Origin of the sequence: Acetivibrio straminisolvens JCM 21531, from assembly GCF_000521465.1 — a bacterium.
Taxonomy (GTDB): Bacteria; Bacillota; Clostridia; order Acetivibrionales; family Acetivibrionaceae; genus Hungateiclostridium; species Hungateiclostridium straminisolvens.
Window position 1 is genome coordinate 1 of the sequence record NZ_BAVR01000069.1, and the last position, 18,543, is coordinate 18,543.

The 18,543-nt window shown below is 33.3% G+C and carries 17 protein-coding genes, 1 pseudogene and 1 CRISPR repeat array; all 18 genes and pseudogenes read left to right on the plus strand.

Features of this window, described 5'->3' with window-relative positions; genetic code table 11:
- Positions 1-420 precede the first annotated feature (420 nt).
- The 18 genes and pseudogenes from JCM21531_RS14565 (at position 421) to JCM21531_RS18460 (ending at position 17,804) form a co-directional block, all read left to right on the plus strand.
- A complete protein-coding gene (locus JCM21531_RS14565; protein ID WP_038290989.1) occupies positions 421-2,259 on the plus strand; it encodes a TIGR02556 family CRISPR-associated protein in 1,839 nt (612 codons plus the stop codon).
- Complete coding sequence (cas7b, locus tag JCM21531_RS14570) at positions 2,259-3,101, plus strand: type I-B CRISPR-associated protein Cas7/Csh2 (RefSeq protein WP_117407265.1); 843 nt, start codon at positions 2,259-2,261, stop codon at positions 3,099-3,101. The genes JCM21531_RS14565 and cas7b overlap by 1 nt, the downstream gene beginning before the upstream one ends.
- A gap of 119 nt (positions 3,102-3,220) precedes the next feature.
- Positions 3,221-3,901 (plus strand): type I-B CRISPR-associated protein Cas5b, encoded by a 681-nt coding sequence (gene cas5b, locus JCM21531_RS14575; RefSeq protein WP_243467755.1) that lies wholly within the window; start codon positions 3,221-3,223, stop codon positions 3,899-3,901.
- A gap of 11 nt (positions 3,902-3,912) precedes the next feature.
- Positions 3,913-4,179, plus strand: a complete 267-nt coding sequence (locus tag JCM21531_RS22620) for a CRISPR-associated endonuclease Cas3'' (protein WP_243467752.1) — start codon at positions 3,913-3,915, stop codon at positions 4,177-4,179.
- Positions 4,180-4,195: 16 nt separating this feature from the next.
- Positions 4,196-5,245, plus strand: a complete 1,050-nt coding sequence (locus tag JCM21531_RS22625) for a DEAD/DEAH box helicase family protein (protein WP_243467753.1) — start codon at positions 4,196-4,198, stop codon at positions 5,243-5,245.
- Positions 5,179-6,345 (plus strand): helicase-related protein, encoded by a 1,167-nt coding sequence (locus tag JCM21531_RS22630; RefSeq protein ID WP_243467754.1) that lies wholly within the window; start codon positions 5,179-5,181, stop codon positions 6,343-6,345. The genes JCM21531_RS22625 and JCM21531_RS22630 overlap by 67 nt, the downstream gene beginning before the upstream one ends.
- Complete coding sequence (locus JCM21531_RS14585; RefSeq protein ID WP_038290991.1) at positions 6,327-6,995, plus strand: CRISPR-associated endonuclease Cas6; 669 nt, start codon at positions 6,327-6,329, stop codon at positions 6,993-6,995. Before JCM21531_RS22630 ends, JCM21531_RS14585 begins: the two co-directional genes overlap by 19 nt.
- A 59-nt stretch (positions 6,996-7,054) precedes the next feature.
- Complete coding sequence (locus tag JCM21531_RS19555) at positions 7,055-7,228, plus strand: hypothetical protein (protein WP_201768062.1); 174 nt, start codon at positions 7,055-7,057, stop codon at positions 7,226-7,228.
- A gap of 15 nt (positions 7,229-7,243) precedes the next feature.
- On the plus strand, positions 7,244-8,083 hold the full coding sequence (locus JCM21531_RS14590) for a DUF6602 domain-containing protein (protein WP_369347684.1): 840 nt from the start codon (positions 7,244-7,246) through the stop codon (positions 8,081-8,083).
- Positions 8,084-8,106: 23 nt separating this feature from the next.
- Positions 8,107-9,678 carry a Cas10/Cmr2 second palm domain-containing protein gene (locus JCM21531_RS14595; RefSeq protein WP_038290993.1) on the plus strand — a complete coding sequence of 524 codons (1,572 nt, stop codon included), beginning with the start codon at positions 8,107-8,109 and terminating at the stop codon, positions 9,676-9,678.
- Positions 9,671-10,396, plus strand: a complete 726-nt coding sequence (locus JCM21531_RS14600) for an RAMP superfamily CRISPR-associated protein (RefSeq protein WP_038290996.1) — start codon at positions 9,671-9,673, stop codon at positions 10,394-10,396. Before JCM21531_RS14595 ends, JCM21531_RS14600 begins: the two co-directional genes overlap by 8 nt.
- A 27-nt stretch (positions 10,397-10,423) precedes the next feature.
- A complete protein-coding gene (locus tag JCM21531_RS14605; protein WP_038290997.1) occupies positions 10,424-12,169 on the plus strand; it encodes an RAMP superfamily CRISPR-associated protein in 1,746 nt (581 codons plus the stop codon).
- 2 nt (positions 12,170-12,171) lie between these two features.
- Entirely contained in the window at positions 12,172-13,572 is a 1,401-nt protein-coding gene (locus JCM21531_RS14610; RefSeq protein WP_038290998.1) for an RAMP superfamily CRISPR-associated protein, read from the plus strand.
- A complete protein-coding gene (locus tag JCM21531_RS14615; RefSeq protein WP_038291001.1) occupies positions 13,569-13,994 on the plus strand; it encodes a hypothetical protein in 426 nt (141 codons plus the stop codon). Before JCM21531_RS14610 ends, JCM21531_RS14615 begins: the two co-directional genes overlap by 4 nt.
- On the plus strand, positions 13,991-14,161 hold the full coding sequence (locus JCM21531_RS19025) for a hypothetical protein (RefSeq protein ID WP_157833694.1): 171 nt from the start codon (positions 13,991-13,993) through the stop codon (positions 14,159-14,161). Before JCM21531_RS14615 ends, JCM21531_RS19025 begins: the two co-directional genes overlap by 4 nt.
- A gap of 14 nt (positions 14,162-14,175) precedes the next feature.
- Complete coding sequence (locus tag JCM21531_RS14620; RefSeq protein ID WP_038291003.1) at positions 14,176-16,305, plus strand: hypothetical protein; 2,130 nt, start codon at positions 14,176-14,178, stop codon at positions 16,303-16,305.
- Positions 16,306-16,435: 130 nt separating this feature from the next.
- A pseudogene (locus JCM21531_RS17950) lies at positions 16,436-17,200 on the plus strand (DDE-type integrase/transposase/recombinase).
- Positions 17,201-17,612: 412 nt separating this feature from the next.
- The gene (locus tag JCM21531_RS18460) at positions 17,613-17,804 is read left to right on the plus strand and encodes a hypothetical protein (protein WP_407652310.1); all 192 of its coding nucleotides are present in this window, start codon (positions 17,613-17,615) and stop codon (positions 17,802-17,804) included.
- 293 nt (positions 17,805-18,097) lie between these two features.
- A CRISPR array of direct repeats spans positions 18,098-18,504; the repeat unit is 37 nt; unit sequence GTTGAAGAGGTACTTCCAGTAAAACAAGGATTGAAAC.
- The last annotated feature ends 39 nt before the right edge of the window (positions 18,505-18,543 follow it).

Below are 18,543 nucleotides of genomic sequence, written 5' to 3' on the forward strand. Positions count from 1 at the left end.
TAATATTTCTTCTGGCACTCCTTGTACTGCTTGTAAGGTTGAAATGGTACTTCCAGTAAAACAAGGATTGAAACTTAAGTTATGTCGCTGAGCCCATCCTAAAGCTCCAGTGTTGAAATGGTACTTCCAGTAAAACAAGGATTGAAACCCAAAAGCACAATCTTCTTGCAATATTGCTGTATCAAAGTTAAAGTGGTACTTCCATTAAAACAAGGGATTGAAACACGGAAGGTGATGCAAATTGTACAAGTCATTGATGTTATATAGATGAAGAGGAATTTGGTGAGCACAACATAATAAGTCTAATAAATGCCGCAAAACAACAAGTTTTGTCGAAAAAAGTTACATTAATTGACACTACTTGTTATATGATGTACAATAATGCTATAAAATTTTGCTGCTTTGAAAGAAGGTGACTCCTTGCTTGCGGGAGTATTGCAGTTAGGACAGTATGTACTTAACAAGAAAGATACTGGCGCTGAAGAATATCTTCAAGTTATTGAGAATCCTAATGACAAAGGCAATTACAATCATGTCCTAAAAATTGCATTCGAACTTGAAAAAGGAAACATAACCTACCGTGGCGTTGAGTATGAAGAATCATCGGAGAAAATAAATAAGTACGCATACAAAAAGGGAAGTGCAAGGGGCGGCGATATAACACCTACTTCAAAGTATACAGACCCAACGAAAACTTTAAACAAGATAATAATATCATTTAATGATGTCTTAAAAAGTACAAATCAAAACGATGACGAGCGAAAGATATTAAACGATATTTACGGATACATATCTTCAAGTCAGGAAATTATAGAAAACGATATCACGGAAAAAGTCAAATCCACTCCGTTAAAAAAAGGCGAATCTTTTATTATCACCGTCACATTATTTGATAACAATAATGAAAAATATATTGGTGATTTCCAATTAATAAGAAATCATCTTGCCAGAATTTTAGATGAGCAGTATTACAGCAAATACGGTAAAACGTCAAAGGGTAAAGGTATCTGCTATTATTGCAAAAATGAAAGTGAAGTCTTTGGATTCGTCAATACATATAATTCCTACACCGTTGATAAAATAGGCTTTGTAACCGGTGGATTCAAACAGGAAAATGCGTGGAAGAACTATCCTGTATGTGCTTGCTGTGCCCAGAAACTCGAACAGGGCAAGAAATACATTAGAGAAAATCTCACATCCAGATTTTCAGGATTTAATTATTTCGTAATTCCTAAAGCAGTAATAAGAGATGCATATGATGAAGCGGAATTTATAAAGACCCTTGAAGAATTTGAAAAGAACGCGAACTTTTCTACTAATGAATCGACAAAGCAAAATCTTCTTGCAAGTGAAAAAGACTTCCTGGACATAATGAAAGACAGTAAAAATTATCTCAACTACAATATGCTTGTTTTTAAAGAAGAACAGTCGGGAAGTGTTTTTAGAATATTACTCTATATAGAAGATATTGTGCCGAGCAAGGTAAAGAAAATATTGAGGGTAAAAGACGAGGTAGATGAAATAGAGTTATTTAAAAATCTTCCGGGCAAAGATAAAACAACTTATGACTTGAAATTCGGATTTGATAAAATAAGGACCTTTTTCCCGAACAGCAAGACGGAAGGAAATTTTGACAAGAGCTTTCTCGAGATTCTAAACAATGTGTTTACATACAAAAAAATAAGTTACAGATTTGCTTTAGGAAGAATGATTTCAAAGATAAGGAGTGCTTTTTCAAGGGAAGAATATATCGAGTCCCTTGTACTCCAGGCACTTATGAGCATTATGTTTATTGATAAACTTAATTTGCTTAGTGATAAAGGGAAAGAGGTGCAAAAAATAATGATTGAGAAGACCGAAAAGAATAAAAAATATCTCGATTTTTTTGAAAACGAAAGTTACAAAGAGGTTTTCGGTTCAGATTATAAGAGGGCAGTGTTTTTGACGGGAGTACTGGCTGAAAAGTTGCTGAACATACAGTACAAGGAAAGAGGAAGTAAGCCCTTTTACAGCAGACTCAACGGTCTGAAATTGGATAAAAACATAGTAAAAAGAATATATACCGAAGCCATTAATAAATTAAATGAATATAACAAGAATTATTATAAGGAGCTGGAATATCTTATCGGTATGTACATGTTGGGAGAGGAATCCCAAAGAAATATTTCCAATGATGAAATTAGTTTTTACTTTGTGCTTGGAATGTCCCTTGCAAAGCACTTTAATGAAGAAAAGAAGGATGGGGAGGATGAGGAATAATGATTGAGAACAGGCAGGAGATATTGTTTTTATATGATGTTACGGACGCAAACCCGAACGGGGACCCATTGGATGAGAACAAGCCCAGAATTGACGAAGAAACAGGCGTTAATATTGTAACAGATGTAAGGTTTAAAAGAACCATAAGGGATTATTTATACAGCTACAAAGGTTTTGATGGAAGCAATGGAAAGGATATATTTGTAAGAGAGATTGAATCGGAAAAGGGTGGAATAAAGGACGGTAAAGCCAGAGCAAAGGACTTTAAAGAAAATGTGGATGAAATTCTGGAGAAGGCTATAGATATAAGGTTATTTGGTGGCGTAATTCCTTTGGACAAGGCATCGATAACATTTACCGGACCGGTACAGTTCAACATGGGAAGGTCGTTAAATAAAGTAAACTTAAAGCATATAAAAGGTACCGGTGCATTCGCATCAGGAGAAGGAAAAGCCCAGAAGACTTTTAGAGAGGAATATATTTTGCCCTATTCTCTTATTGCTTTTCATGGAATAATAAACGAAAATGCAGCAAAAGAGACCAGACTTACCGATGAAGATGTCGATTTGCTGGACGAGGCTATGTGGAACGGTACAAAAAATCTCATTACCCGCTCTAAGATGGGGCACATGCCAAGACTTATGCTCAGGGTGGTATATAAAGCAGGACAGAATTTCTTTATAGGGGATTTGCAAAATCGAATAGCTCCTGGCTTTGACACGGAAGAAGAAAAAATCAGATCAATTAAGGACTTCTCAATTAAATTGGATGAGCTTATAGATGAGCTGGCGCATTACAGCGATAAAATAGAAAAAGTTGTGTTTGTTGCAGACAAAATTTAAAGCTTTGCTATAAAGGTCAGGAAATTAATTTGAAGGATATAAAAGAAATAAAATTTGAGGAAAAAACTTTTTAGAGAGAGGAAGATAAATGACTGAAAAATATCTGGTTTTTGATATTAGTGCCTCTTACGGCCATTTCAAAAAACCTTATACTACAACATCTCCTTACATATTCAATTCCAACCAGGACTGCTGTTTCAGGGATAATTGCGGCCATATTGGGGGTTGGGAAAGAAGACTATCAGAAGCATTTTACAAAGGCTCAAGCTAAAATTGCAATAGGAATAAGAAGTCCTGTAAAAAAGGTTAGAATAAGTGAGAATTTAGTTAACACGAAAAAATCTATGAATATAATTCATGAACGTACACAGATAAAGATTGAGTTCTTGAAGGATGTATGCTATAGAATTTATTTTACTCATACAGATAAAGAGATTTATGAAAGATTAAAAGAGCTGCTAAATGACCACAGCACAGTTTATACAATCAGTATGGGGCTTAGCGAAAACCTTGCTAACTATACTTTTGTCGGTGAATTTGACGGGCATGAAGTGGATGGAAATAAAGAGGTTGTGGAGTTTTCAAGTGTTATACCTCTAGATATACTGAAAAAAGGTGATGTTGAGTACGAAGATAACAGGGAGTATTTTACGGAAACCATACCGATGGAAATGGATGCCGGCAGAAACGTGAAGGAGTATAGAGAGGTGTTGTTTGAAAGAAACAGCTATAAAATCAGGGCAAAAACAGATTCTTATATTAGAATTGAAGGAATAGATGAAAATATTTTGATTATATAAGAGGTGGGGAAATGTTGCTTTCACACCCGGGAAAGCCGCTTTTGGATCATTTGAAAAATGTGTTTTTAATCGGGGATTGTATTCTGATGCGGAAAAAGACTGGATTTGAGAATTTTTCTGAGGAGGATGTGCGCGAATTAAACAGGCTGAATTTACTTACCCATGATCTTGGCAAGGCTACATCATATTTTCAGTATTACATAAGAAGTGTGGACAGCAATTCGCAAAAGAATGATGAAAAAAAGACACGGTCTTTTATCAGGGGTTTTATCCTTTAAAATTGTGAACACAGTTATGAAGAATGAAATCCTTGCTTTTTTGTCTTATATGGTGGTTTCGAAACATCATGGTGAACTTGATAATTTTGCAAATTTTATTTCTGTATTAAGCGGAGATGAGAAAAATAAAACTCTTTTGAAGCAGCAGTTTGAAAGTATTGATAGAGGCAAACTTCAGGAAGTTATAACCGGGCTTGGAATTGATTTTGACATATCAAATTATACGGTTGATGAGTTTGGGAATGACATTGATTATCTTACTTCCAGAAAGGTCAGGAATAAAGTAAAAGAATTAATGGGTTTTGAAACTTTCTTATTGATTAACTTTCTGTTTTCTTTATTGATTTTTTCCGATAAGCTTGAGGCTATATACAACAGCGAAAATATAAATATTGAAGACTTTATCGACAAAAATACCAGAAGACCCAAGCTGTCGTCGGATTGTGTGGATAAATTCAAAGAAGGTCTTGAAGTAAAGAATATTCGTATGGCCGAGTGGCGAAACAAGGCATATCAAGATGTTTTAAACAGTGTCGAAAACCTTCCGCTTGAGGAAAAGATATTATCCATAAACCTTCCTACCGGTTCCGGCAAAACGCTTACAGCTCTTAAAGCTGCTCTGCGATTGAAGGAGAGATTAATTGAGGAGAAGGGATATAACCCGAGAATAATTTATGTACTTCCCTTTACTTCGATAATTGAGCAGAATTTTGATGTTTTTCAGAAAGTCTTGGGCACAACCGAGTCCAATGTACTTCTAAAACATCATTATTTATCGCAGAGAGTTTATCAATGGGAAAAAGAAGGGGAAATGGAGAGCTTAAGTGACAGTGTTTCCGAGCATCTTGTGGAGTCGTGGGATTCGGAAATAGTTGTGAGTACCTTTGTGCAGCTTTTGCATTCCATATTTACAAACAGGAACAGAAAGCTTAAAAAGTTCCACAACATTGTTAATTCCATAATAATATTGGACGAGGTACAGAGTATACCCCACAGGTATTGGAATCTGGTGCGGGAAACTTTTACTGCCATGCAAGGTATCTTAACTGTCATTTTATTTTTATGACTGCGACCATGCCGTTGATTTTCTCTGAAGAAAGTAAGGAAATATATGAGTTGGCCAAGAATAAGAGGAAATATTTTGAAGAGTTTAGCCGTATAACCATTAATGCAAAAAGAGTATCGGAGAAGTTGACAATTGACGAATACAAAGCATTGCTTTCGGATGATATTTACCGTTTTGAAGAGGACGACTTTTTGATAGTTATGAATACCATCAGGACTTCCATTGATGTATATTCATTTATAAAAGAGGAGTTTGGAGACAGCGCAGAGATTTATTATCTGTCGACCAATATTATTCCGAAGGAGAGGCTTGAAAGAATAAAGAAAATAAAGAAAAGCAAAAATCGTAAGATAATTGTATCAACCCAGATGATTGAAGCCGGAGTGGATATTGATATTGACCGGGTTTACAGGGATTTTGGTCCGATGGACAGCATAAACCAGACAGCGGGAAGATGCAATCGCGAATGGGGCGATAAAAAAGGTCTTGTCACGCTGGTAAATTTGACAAATGAGAATCATTATGACAGGCCCTATGCGGCATATATCTACGATAATGTATTGATAGAGGAGACGAGAAATGCTCTTTCAGGCTTTGAGATGATTGAGGAAAAGGAGATTTTTTATCTGGCTGAAAAATATTACATGGGATTGAAAAACCATGGAAGTGATGAAAGTCAAAAACTATTGGACTGTATAAAGGAGCTTCGTTACAGGGAAGCTTTTGAGAGTGGGAAGGATGACAAAAATTCCGGGGTATTTGAACTTATACGTCAGGAATTTAAAACGGTGGATGTGTTTATTGAAATAGATGATGATGCAGCAAAAGTATGGCAAGAGTATCAGAGTATAAAGAAAATTAAGGATAGATTTGAGCGGAAAAGGAAGTTTAATCGGCACAAAAAAGACTTGTATATGTATGTGCTGAGTCTTCCTGAATTTGCTGTGAGAAAGCAGGTAGATATTGATGAAAAGGACATAACTTTTGTGAGCAGAGAAATGGTTTTTAATGCCTATGATGAAGACACAGGCTTTATGAGGGACTTGGAGAAAGATTACTTTTTTTTAATGGGGGAATTGGCTTGGATATTAAGATGTTAACGGTAAGATTGGAAGGCAACAGGATTGAAAGCAGGGATGTGCCTAAGATAAGGGGATATTTGGCAGGAAAGTTTCCTCAGTATCTTGAGCTTCATAATCACATTGGAGAGGATAAATTTAATTATGGCTATCCGGTAATACAATATAAATCTATAGGTGGAGTGCCGAATATCATTGCAATTAATGAAGCTTCAAAGATATTGATAGATATTTTTTATGACGTGAAGGAAATTGATATGAAGGACAAGGTTATGAGTATTTTGGAAAAGGGTTATGTGCTAAAGACTAAGGAGCTTGGGACAGCTGAAGGGATGATTGAATATAGATTTTTGACACCTTGGCTGGCACTGAATCAGGAGAACTATGACAGGTTTGTAAATTCGGGTTTGGATAAGAGGACGGATATTTTAAAGAAGGTTCTTACCGGAAATATACTGTCTATGGCAAAAGGTCTGGGTTATTGGGTGGACAAGCCAATTGAGGTGCTTATTAAGCTGCGGCCTGTTGAGGTTAATTATAAGAATAGGAAGATGATTGGATTTAAGGGTGGATTTATGGCTAATTTTATGATACCGGACCACCTGGGATTGGGTAAGTCGGTGGCAAGGGGCTTTGGTACGGTGGAAAGGGTTAGTGGTGGTTTTGTGTAGTAGGGACTATTAATCATATTACCCAAATAAATGTAAATTAGTGAAAGGAGAATTATTGTATGAATGAAGTAAAGAAAAATATAAACGAAAAAAAAGAAATATTTAAAAAGATTCATGATAACTATATGAATATGAATCGTATGATGGCTGAGGAAATGAAAATTGCATCGTTACATGGAGTAATCACGGGCGAAAATAGAGAACAAATGTGGATGAATTTTTTAGAGATATAATTCCTAAAATTTTCATTGTCTCAAGGAGTAATGATAATTGATTCTTTTGGAAACGTTTCAAAAGAAGTAGATATAGCTGTGTATGATGAACAATATACACCATATGTATTTCAATATAATGCTCTAAAATTTATACCTATTGAGGCTGTAGCTGTTGTAATTGAGTGTAAAAGTAAATCACCAAAAGAAACTTCACTAGACGATTGGGTTAAGAGTATAAATCAATTATTGCCTAATCCTTCAGGAATTGTAAGGATTGTTAATGGATTTTCATGTGCAATAACAAATAAGTCTCAACTCAGAACAAGACCCATTAAGATTTTAGCTACAATAAAGGATTGTGGTGATAAGGCAGGTGAAAATATAAAAGAGAAGTATGGTGATGAGTTTGATTTTATTATTATTAAAGATGGTGATAATACTTTTAATGTTTTGAATAAAAATGAAGATAAAACTTTAGAATGGTGGGCAAAAGAGTTAAATGGATGTGAAGAAAATTTAAAAATTTTATATACCGAAGAAGGAGGAAATCGTTTACCAAAAGAATCTGAAAAATATTTAGAAATGAATAGTTGTCTAAAAGAATTCATTATAGATTATCTTTTTGCAGATGGAGAAGACAAAAAATGCAAATTCGAGATAAACAGAACACTCAAAGATTTAAAAATTTATGATAGTGACGGCAAAGATAAAAATCCCCTTCTTTCATTGAATCTCCAACTGAACCAACTGTTAATGCTAATAAACAACCCGATGCCTTTTCCACACTTTGCTTATGCAAAGATATTCAGAGAAATAATCCAAGAAGCAAAAAATAAAACAGATGAAGAGAAAAATAAAAAATCTAAAATTTAAAGAAAGGGGATAGCTAGAAGGATATGAATTGCTATGTATATTTAGATGTATCTCGTAAACAAGAGTTTATTTACAAAGATAGCAAATTAAAGGAAAATCTTTACAATTCCTTTGTGATTAAAGCAGTTACAGAAAAATTAACTGTAGAATGTGAAGAATTAGATCGAGAAATTCTTCAAGGTTTGAAAGTTAATCCTTTACAGAAATATTTAAATGACAATTTTCAAAATCAATATTGTTTTGAATATTCTGGTGGCGGAAACAGTATAATTCGTTTTTGTGACGAAGAAAAAGCAATTCATTTTATAAAAGGATATTCTTTTGAAATATTAAAGGCTTATCCTGAGTTAGAGTTATATATCAGTATGGTAAATGAAAACGAAGTAGAGTCTGAGAATGATAAAGATTCTAAAATTAGAAAAAAGTTAATAGAAAGAGCGGATAAATTAAAAGATTCTCGACAATCACGTTTTAAACGATGGACTTATGGTGTTGAGAAAATTGGAGAAAACGGAAAGCCAGTAGAAAAAGGGGATTTAAAAGAAAAAGATTCAGAAGATAGTGAAAAAGTAGTTCAGATATATTTATTAGAAAAATACAATGAGGCTTTTAAAGATACTAAGATAAATGTGACTAACAAGCTTCAAGACTATAAGGATCATAATGACGGAAAAAGCTACATCGGCGTAATTACAATTGATGGTAATAAGATGGGAGATATGGTAGGAAAGATAAATCAATTTGACGAATTAAGCAAATTTAGCAAAGAAATAGATAAAGTGTATTATAGCTCTTTAATAGATGAGTTAAAAGAATATTCTCTAAAAATAAAAGATGAAAAATTGCATTTTACGCCGGTATTACAAGCGGGTGATGATATTTGTCTAATTGTTAAGGCAGAGCACGCAATTGAAATTGCGGCAGGAATAATTCGAAGAATAAAAGAAACTTCAAAAAATAATGAAGTTCTAAAGCAATATATGGTTCAAGATTATCTTACTGCTTGTGCAGGGGTTGCAATTGCAAGGTATTCATATCCTTTTTTTGAAGCAGTAAAAGTTTCTGAGCACTTGTGTCGTGAAGCAAAAGAAATTACACATTTAGCAAAGCCGTCTCCAGGGGAATTAAAAAATTCATTTATTAACTGGGAAGTAGTTCAAAGCCAAGTAGAAAGAGGCTTTAAATATGAACAATGTGTGAGAAATAGAGATATCAAAGAGATATTTCACATTAAACCGTTGTGCGTTGATCAAGAAAACCCTGTATCAGATGGCATTATCAACTATGGTGCTTTTATTAAGGCTATCAGAAATATTCAAAGAGAGAAGGAAACTATCAGCAATTCTTTCTTGGAAGGTTTAAAAAGGCATATGTATGGAGGTATTGAAGAATATAGACTTTTTTTAGACACGATTAAAGAGAGCAGTGAAAATTTAAGAAAGATTATAAAGGATAAATTTAAAAATGAAATAGATGATTATATGTTTTTAACCGGAGAGGATAAAGACTCTAAAACATATACATATGTAATAAATGATATTCTTGAAATATTACCTTTCATATCAGAGATTGAAGGGGGAAAAAGTGATGGGTGAAATGAGTGAATACAAGATTAAAGTTAAGATTTGTAGTGAGGCGATTTTCAACAGCGGAGAAAGAGAAAGAAATCTTGTACAGACAAAAGTGTTGTCAGATCCATATGGTTTTGTATATTTTCACGCGAAAACATTAAAGGGACAGCTTAAACGCCAAGCTTTCTGGTTGTTAAAGCAATATGCGAAAATCGATTACATTAAAGGTACAAATCATGCTGCTTCTTTTATTAAATCTTATGAAAAATTATTTGGAGAACCTAACGAAGATGAAAAAGAGATTATAAAAAAATATGTAAAAGAATATGAAAGTAAGTGGAAAAGCCCTGGCCTTATGCGGCTTAGTAATTTGGAACTTGATATTGCTATAAGAAACTATTTTATAAATCTTCAAAACGAAGACAAAGAGAATGATTACTATAGGATTTCTCCTCATGACTTGATAGAAGCTCAAACCAACATTCGAACAAATATTCAACTTGATGATGGAATAGTAAAAGACAAAATGTTTCATAGCTTTCATACGGTAAAAGACGGTCTTACGTTTTATTCCACGATATCTTTTGAAGAAGATGTTTCTGAGACTAATGAACCTGATTTATTAAAAGATTTATCGCGTATTATACGTTCTTTCCGAAGAATAGGAGCTGGGATACATCGTGGAAGAGGGGAAATAGAAGCTCATCTTCTATTTGAAGACACGGATATTTGCTGTAGATAATTAATAAGGTTTCTGAGGAGGGAAAGAATGTATAAATATAGTGTTATTGAGATTCGGAATTTAGAACCCCTTAAAATTGGAGCTATCGGAAGACAAAGTAAGTATAGTGAACCATCTACAGACTACATACCTGGATCTACAATTCGTGGAGCTATTATTGCACAGCTTATAAAATCCGGGCTGTTTAATGATGAATCAAAAAATGATTTTTTACTCGGTATGGAATGTTACAATGCTTACCCATATGCGGAAGGACACCTTTATTTACCTATACCGATGCATTTAAGGGTAGATAAGCATGAGTGGAGAAAAATTAAAAAAACAATGAATAATGATGGCGAAATAACATTAGCTGACTTATTTGAAGTCGAATCTAAAATCGGTGAATCAAAGATTAAAAACTATCCAGAATACTCTTTTGTAACAGAAGAGAATGGTTGTTTAAGAGGCATAAAAATTGCAAAAGAATATAGATTACACCATTCAACTACAAAAAACCGCCTTAATGAAGATGCTGAGAAAAATAATAAAGAAAATGATAACAGTAGAGAACGGGAAAATTTATTCCGCTATCAGGCAATTTCAGTTGGACAAGTCTTCAGAGGCATTATTAAGTATAATTTGAAGATTGAGGAACAAATGAGAGACTTATTTAAAGAAAAGAGAATCATTTATTTAGGTGGTTCTAAAGGTTCCGGATATGGAAAAAGTGAAATGGAGTGTTTATCTGAGTCGTTAACCGATTTCGAAGAAGTTAAAAAAACATTAGGAATTAAGCTTGATTTAAAGGATAACGATGAAAAGAAAAATGAAGAAAATGAAAAAAATGAAAAAGAAATAAAGGAACTTGTTATTACATGTTTATCCGATTGTATATTTAGAGATAAGTATGGTCAGCCAATAGGAGAACTTCCTGAATGTTATTTTAAGAAAGTAACAAATAAAAAAGCTGAATTAAAAAATAAATTTGTAAAGACAGGTTGTACAGAAGGTTATAACACCACATGGAAAGCAAGATATCCAAAGGAAACAACTTTAAAAGCTGGTTCAACATTGAAGTATACGTTTTCAGAAGCATTAAATTCAGATGAACTGAAGAAGTTAAAAGAATATTTAGAAGAAAAACTTATTGGCAGTCGTACTCAAGATGGTTATGGTTGGCTTATGGTTAATGTAAATTACCCTAAGAAGATGTTTATAAAAGAAAAAAGAGTTACTGTTAATTTTAACAATGGGTCAAATATAGATTTAGATTCTATATTAAGTGAAGATGAAAGAAGAGCAACATTCAATGTACTGTTGAATGGGATGGGAGAAGCTAAAAAACGGTGGTTGAACATGCTTTGCTTTAGGTATTTTGAGAATGCGGGTAATGAGAATTATATAGATAACAGCGATGAAAGGTTTTATATTTCCGATAAACTAAATACTTCCCAGTTAAAAAACATGGAAGATATAGTTGATAAATGGCTAAATTGTGATAATCAAGAACAGAAAAAATTAATTGACAGTGAGGAAATAAAATTTAATCGTTCTTATTATCGCATTGATGAATATGTATCCGTTGCGGGACAGAATTTTTATCAAGTTATGGAGTATTTATGCGGTAGAAAACCTAATAATGAAATGTTAGAAAGCTTTGCTGAGAAAAAGTTGAATACCCAACAAGGGAAGCTGTTTTACTTTGATAAAGAGAATAAAGAACGGAACAAGGAATTTATTGCGGATTTGCTAAAGCATGGCCTCTATATTAAGCGAAGAGGGGGGATATAAGTATGAACAGTTGTGCAAATAAACTAATAGTATATAGATTTGATATTGAGGCAACTTCGTCGGTATATTTTGGAGGAGAAAAGCAAGGGGAATTAATAAAGAATTCAGAAGGCAAGCCCATTTTGATGGGGAATTCCATTGGGGGAGCGTTGAGAGATTATTTAAAAAGCTTATCTGACTGTGAAAAACATAAAGAACTTGTTTTAAAATTTATGGGCGGCAGTAAAATAAACGGGAAAAATAGAAATGATGCAAACAGTGAAGAAATCGAATTTTTGGACAGTCTCGTATATATTAGCGATGGTGTAATTACGGGACATGAAAAAATACACATTAAGGAAGGCACTGCTATTGATTATGATTCCGGAACTGCCAAAGAAAATCATAAGTATTCATTGGAGTATTTACCTGAAGGTACTAAAATTTCTTTTAATATAGAGTGTGAGGTAGAGGATGATTGCTCAGAAGAAAATTTCGAAAATATAATTGGAACATGGGCGAAAGGACTCCAAAATGGTGATGTTTTGCTTGGAGGACAGCAAAACAATGGATTTGGCAGATTTACATTAACTAATTTAGGCAAAAAAGAATACATATTCGACGGCAGAGAAGCATTGGATTTGTATATCTTTGAGCCGGAAAAAGTGAAATTTATAGATGTGGATATAAATAAATTGCTTGATTACGATTCTAAAAAGAAAAATAAAGTAGTTTTTACCCTTGATGGTATCTTTCCTTATGGTTTATATCAGTCATTTAAAGTTTCCGGCGAACAGAGTTTAACCGGACTGCAAAAAAAGGGTGGAAAGGGTCATTATTTGCCTGCAACAAGTTTAAGGGGAGTATTCCGATATGAATTTACCGTGTTAGTGAATAAATTTGCTAAAGGTGAAAAGGTTAACAAAAAGGTTGAAGAGTTATTTGGCAATAATGAACAGAAAGGAAAATTGATTTTCTTCGATGTGGATTTAAAAAATGAAGAGGAAATAAAAATTTTAAGATTCGAGAAAAAGGATGAAGGAGATGGCAAAAAAGAGGAAGTTCCTGTTTATGGAGACCCTGTTTATATAAAGATAGACCGTATTACAGGTGGAAATATTGACCAGGCATTGAAAACTCAAAAAGAGGTATACGGAAAAGCAGAAATAAAGTGCCAGTTGATTACAGATGAAACTGAAGATAATCCATTTATTTTCCCATTGATATATATTTTCAGAAGGATTGGAAGTGGATTGATTCCGCTTGGAGGCAGGACGGCTATAGGCTTGGGTGAATTTAAAAGTAAACAACTGAAAATATCGGGATTGTTTGAAGAAAGTCTTCCTACGGAAAATTTATCGAATGAAGAAAAGGAAGCTATTAAAAGATATTTTGAAGCGTTTAAAAGGTGGTGTCAGAAATGAATTGTATGGAATTCACTTCATTAGAAGAAATTTATGAAAAGTATCCTTTTAAAAATGAATGTTTCTATATCGCTCATTTGTTAGACCGCATTCTAGTTGGGATTAAGGACGATAAAAGATACGATGAATTGAAACAAGCAATTGCGGATGGTGAGTTACTTGAACTTCATTTGTTTAATGAAGAAAAGGAGATTTTTATAGCCAGAGAAAGTAATGAAATTTGGGTGTATGAGCCATTATTTCATGATGAAGAGGAGAGAAAATATAAGAAAATAGATAGGTGTTATAAAATAGATTCACGTTTTTCCTGTGATGTTTACAAGTGGTTGGAAGTTAGAGAGTATGTGGAATATGACAAAACAAGTCACATCGCTTATGTCAAAAGAACAGGACTATATAAGTTACGGAGGGATGAAATGTGAGAAAAAATGAGAGAACTATTCAGTATGTAGATTTACCGTATAATTTTATTTCACTTCCTGAAGAATACCGTTATCCTTATACTAAGAAAAGAGATGGCGACAAGAGAGAGGTACTTCCAAAGCACAGTAATAAGGAAGGAATAAGCGGATATATTGAATATAACTAATACCCAGAACTGATTTGGCTGTTGAAGTAAGAGAAATAGAAGAGGAAAATAAATTTTTCCTTAGTGGAAGTGTTATGAGGGGAAGGGTGAGGACAAATCTTGAAATATTGAGCAAGAGCTATCCTCAGTTTGTTAATTGTACACCTATGTTATTTAGAGATTTTACTTGGAATTTAAAAGAGTCTTATAGAGATGAACTGGGAATTGAAGAAGGAATTGAAAAGTCTATCAGGGTTGGTTTTTTGAGGAAAGATAATAATATCAAATTTTTTGTAGTTCCTGCAAAGAAATTTTCTGATAATAAGTTTTTTATATCCATAAAAGAACATGAGCTCATAAAGAGATTTTCAGTAAATTTGGATGAAGAAAATAGATTATTTAGAATAAGTGATAAAAAGTGGTTTGATAAAATTAGTGAGATTCAAAATAGAGCTAATGAGATAACTGACGAAATAAAAAAGCTCAGAGAAGAATATAAGGATCAAATATCTTGTTATAATAAAAGCATATCTACAATATTTACTGAAGAATTCACATTTACTAAAAGATTAAAACCTTTGAGAAAAATTATAAGCAATGAGATAATAGAAAACTTTTTCTCTAATAAGTTTTGGGATAAATTAGAAAATATAAAAGAAGAGTTATATAGTAGATTAAAAGAATTGCCTGTAAAAAACAATAATATAGATAAGTTTTTTGAGTTGATGTCGGAGAGATGGATGTTAAAGGCAGTTATTGATTTGTTATACTACTATTTAACTAAGGAAAATAGCAACAAAAAGTACAAGCCATATCAAAAGCTGTTTTTCTATGAAAAAGATATCAATGGCGGTATAAAAAATATAAGTTCTAGCGCTAGTGAAAAGAAGAAAGAGTTACTAAAAGGGTATTTATACAATTCAACCAATGCAGGGACGAAAAGGAGTCATTATTTTGTAAATGAACCTGAAGAAGATAAAGATGTATTTTTTGAAGTACCGGAAGATGTAATTGAAAGCTACAAGCAGAATTATAAAAAGATGCATTTTACCAAAGGAGAAAAAAGTTTAAATAAGGAAAAGGCGAATTTTTACAACGTTTTTGATAATAAGAATTATGAGAAACTTATTGAAGAATATCCAGAGGGTCTAATTGTGTTTTTTCAATTAGAAAATAATGAAGATAAAACTTCCAAGCGTGTTAAGCGTATTGGTCGCACTCCATATTTTAAAATACGGTACAAGCATTCGTTAAGAGACATAATTGGAGAAAAAGAAAAGAATAGAGTTGATTATGCGGAAGCTTTATTTGGATATGTGACAGAAAAAACAGATACTTTTGGACAAAATAGAGATGAAGAATATATATACTTGTCATATAAATCCCGTTTACGTTTTTCTGCTATCGATATTGAATTGAATAAACCAAAACAAGAAGAACAATTATATTTAGAAAAGTTATTGAAGCCAAGAGAGTTTTTACTTCATAGTCCTTCAGCAACTGCGTGTGGTATGTATCTAAAACAAGTTGATGGTGCAAAGCTAATAACTTACCAAGATAATGAACCAAAATTGAGGGGATATAAGTACTATCATATATGGGATGAAATTGATAAGCTGGGAATTGAAAATAATACGAATATTCGAGGAGTTATAACTAAAGAATCTATTTCGCAAATGAAAGGAAGAATACATTTTTATAATTTAAAACCTCAAGAATTAGGATTGCTTTTGATTAGTCTCGATATAAAAGAACTTCTTCATTCAAAGAAATATTGCAATGATTTAAAAGACTTTTGCAATTATATTGAAAGCTGTCATGAATTAATTGGAGGTGCAAAGCCGTATGGTTATGGAAATGTAAAAGTGGAAGTTGAAGACATATATATTGAAAAGGAAGATGATTCTTTTGAGTCATTAATACTCGGGCCGTTAAAAGAAGAAAAAGAGAATAAGTCTCAGTATATTGACAAATATCTTGAAGAAGCATATAAAGCAGGGAAGAAATGCGTGTTGTGCCGACTAAAGGAGTATGTTAACAGCAAGCAAGAAAGAGTGCGAGATAATAAGGAAGATGGAGATTTTACAAAACAGCGTCCTAAACGGATTTCATGGGCTAATTTAAGTGAAAAGGTATACCCTAAAGAATGGAGGCTTATTGATTAATCATATAAGATTTGAAGCAGTAATAAATTGGGTTAAATTTTAGTTTGTAGTTTTTTGTTATGTTAAAAAATATAATGATACCACAAATTAAGACGGACAAAACGGTCAAAATTAGTTAGAGAATAGAAGTATGAAAAACAGAAGAAATATCACATCGGAAGAAAAAGCAAAAATAGTGATTGAGATCTTTAGGAAAGAACGGTGAATAAGATAGCTGCTGAATATTACACCCATCCGAGTCAGCTAAGTCGCTGGAAGTCAGAATTCATAAGTAATGCAGACAGAGTTTTCAGCAAGGAGGCTGCTGAAGTAGGGAAGGTCAAACAGTCGTATGAAAAGGATAAGGACGAACCGCCTGAGCAAATTGGCAAACTATCATATGAAATTGCCTGGCTAAAAAAATCTGACCGATTCTAAGCCCTGCGAAGATTGCATGAAGATGATTGAAAGATAAGAAAAGAAATCATTCCAACCAGGTATGGTCTATAGATATAACATATTGCCGTCATAAACGTGGATTTATGTAGACGATAGTTATAATAGACTGATATTCCCGGTATATTGTTAGATTTGAGTTATCGAATTTTGGGTAGGACATTTGAATTAGAGGCAATAAAAAAAGGCGATCAAACGGTATAGGAGACCTGAAATAATGAACAGTGATCAGGGTTCACAGTTTTCTAGTGATAATTACGTAAGTTTACTTAAAAGTAACAATATAAAAATTTCTATGAACGGGAAAGGAAGAGCACTGGACTATCAATGGATAGAGCGCTTCTTTCGATCTTTCAAGTGGGAAAGGCTTAATCTTGAAGTTTGTGGAACATGTCAGCAGCTTCGTCAAATTGCCAGGGATTATGTTGAATATTATAACAACATGAGACCACACCAGTAGTTAGGCTATAAAATGCTGGCAGAATATTATTATGGATTTTACGAATAGTTTTAGGCAGTTGTGTAAAATCTTGGAGCACTGCCCTAACCTGTCCTCGCTGGAAGGCATCCGGTCTGTTATAACAGACCAGAAACAAAAGGATATATCCATTAAATGTCAAGGGTCAAAATGAACTCACTTATGCTCGCCCATGACATCTATCCAACGGAGTGCATAAATGTAAATACTATAAAAATTATAGAAAGGAGAATCTAACTTAGAAAAGTTAAAAAATTGTCTTGACAATGGGGAGTATTATATATTATCTTACAAAAACAAGGAAAGCGACTGTTTATATCGAAGTATATAAAGAGTTAGGAGTGAAAATGAATTTAAAGCGCGAGACATATCAAATAAGGCTAAAAGCAATGTCATAAAGAGTAAACTGAGAAGCAAGGTTGATGCTAGAAATAATAGTATTTTTGCCCATGGCTATGAGTTTATTAGTAAAGAGAAATACAGTGAATTCAAAAAAGTGGTTGAAAATTATATGAATTTATTGTGTTATATAGAAGGAATAGATAAAGAAGAGCTGTTTGCAGCATGTGAGTTTATAAAAATATAAACGAGAATTAATATGTAGAAGAGTAAATAAAGTATTGAAATTAAAGTTAGATTATGTTATTTTTTAATTGAGATGTCAAGTGAATTTACAAAATGTGGATGCAAAATTATTGGAAAATTTGGAATGGAGGTTCTTGAAGCCTTGACAATACTGGTGTAGAAGCCTATGTTGATAACAAAAAATCGAATAAAAAATGGTATGTTTTAGGCGATTTTTCTCGAAATGAGCACAAAAAAGTTCAGTCAAAAAAATCTTGTAAGCCTTGATATTTAAGGAATATCGCCTTGAGGACTGTTGAAGAGGTACTTCCAGTAAAACAAGGATTGAAACTCAACTTTGACTTCTTGAATTGTATTTCTCACATTCTTGTTGAAGAGGTACTTCCAGTAAAACAAGGATTGAAACCTTCTATTACCTGATGATGTGTAAAGACAGTGTTGAAGAAGTTGAAGAGGTACTTCCAGTAAAACAAGGATTGAAACTGATGTCTGCGGTTATGGCCCCCTCGGATGATAGCGTTGAAGAGGTACTTCCAGTAAAACAAGGATTGAAACATCTCAAACAACCCCAATTCCATGCTGTACTGGGGTTGAAGAGGTACTTCCAGTAAAACAAGGATTGAAACTCTTATCAAAGAATTATGAATTACAGTCTTCATATCAGGTTGAAGAGGTACTTCCAGTAAAACAAGGATTGAAACTTTTCCCTGGCACAGCCTCCACTGCGTCCCCCAATCGTC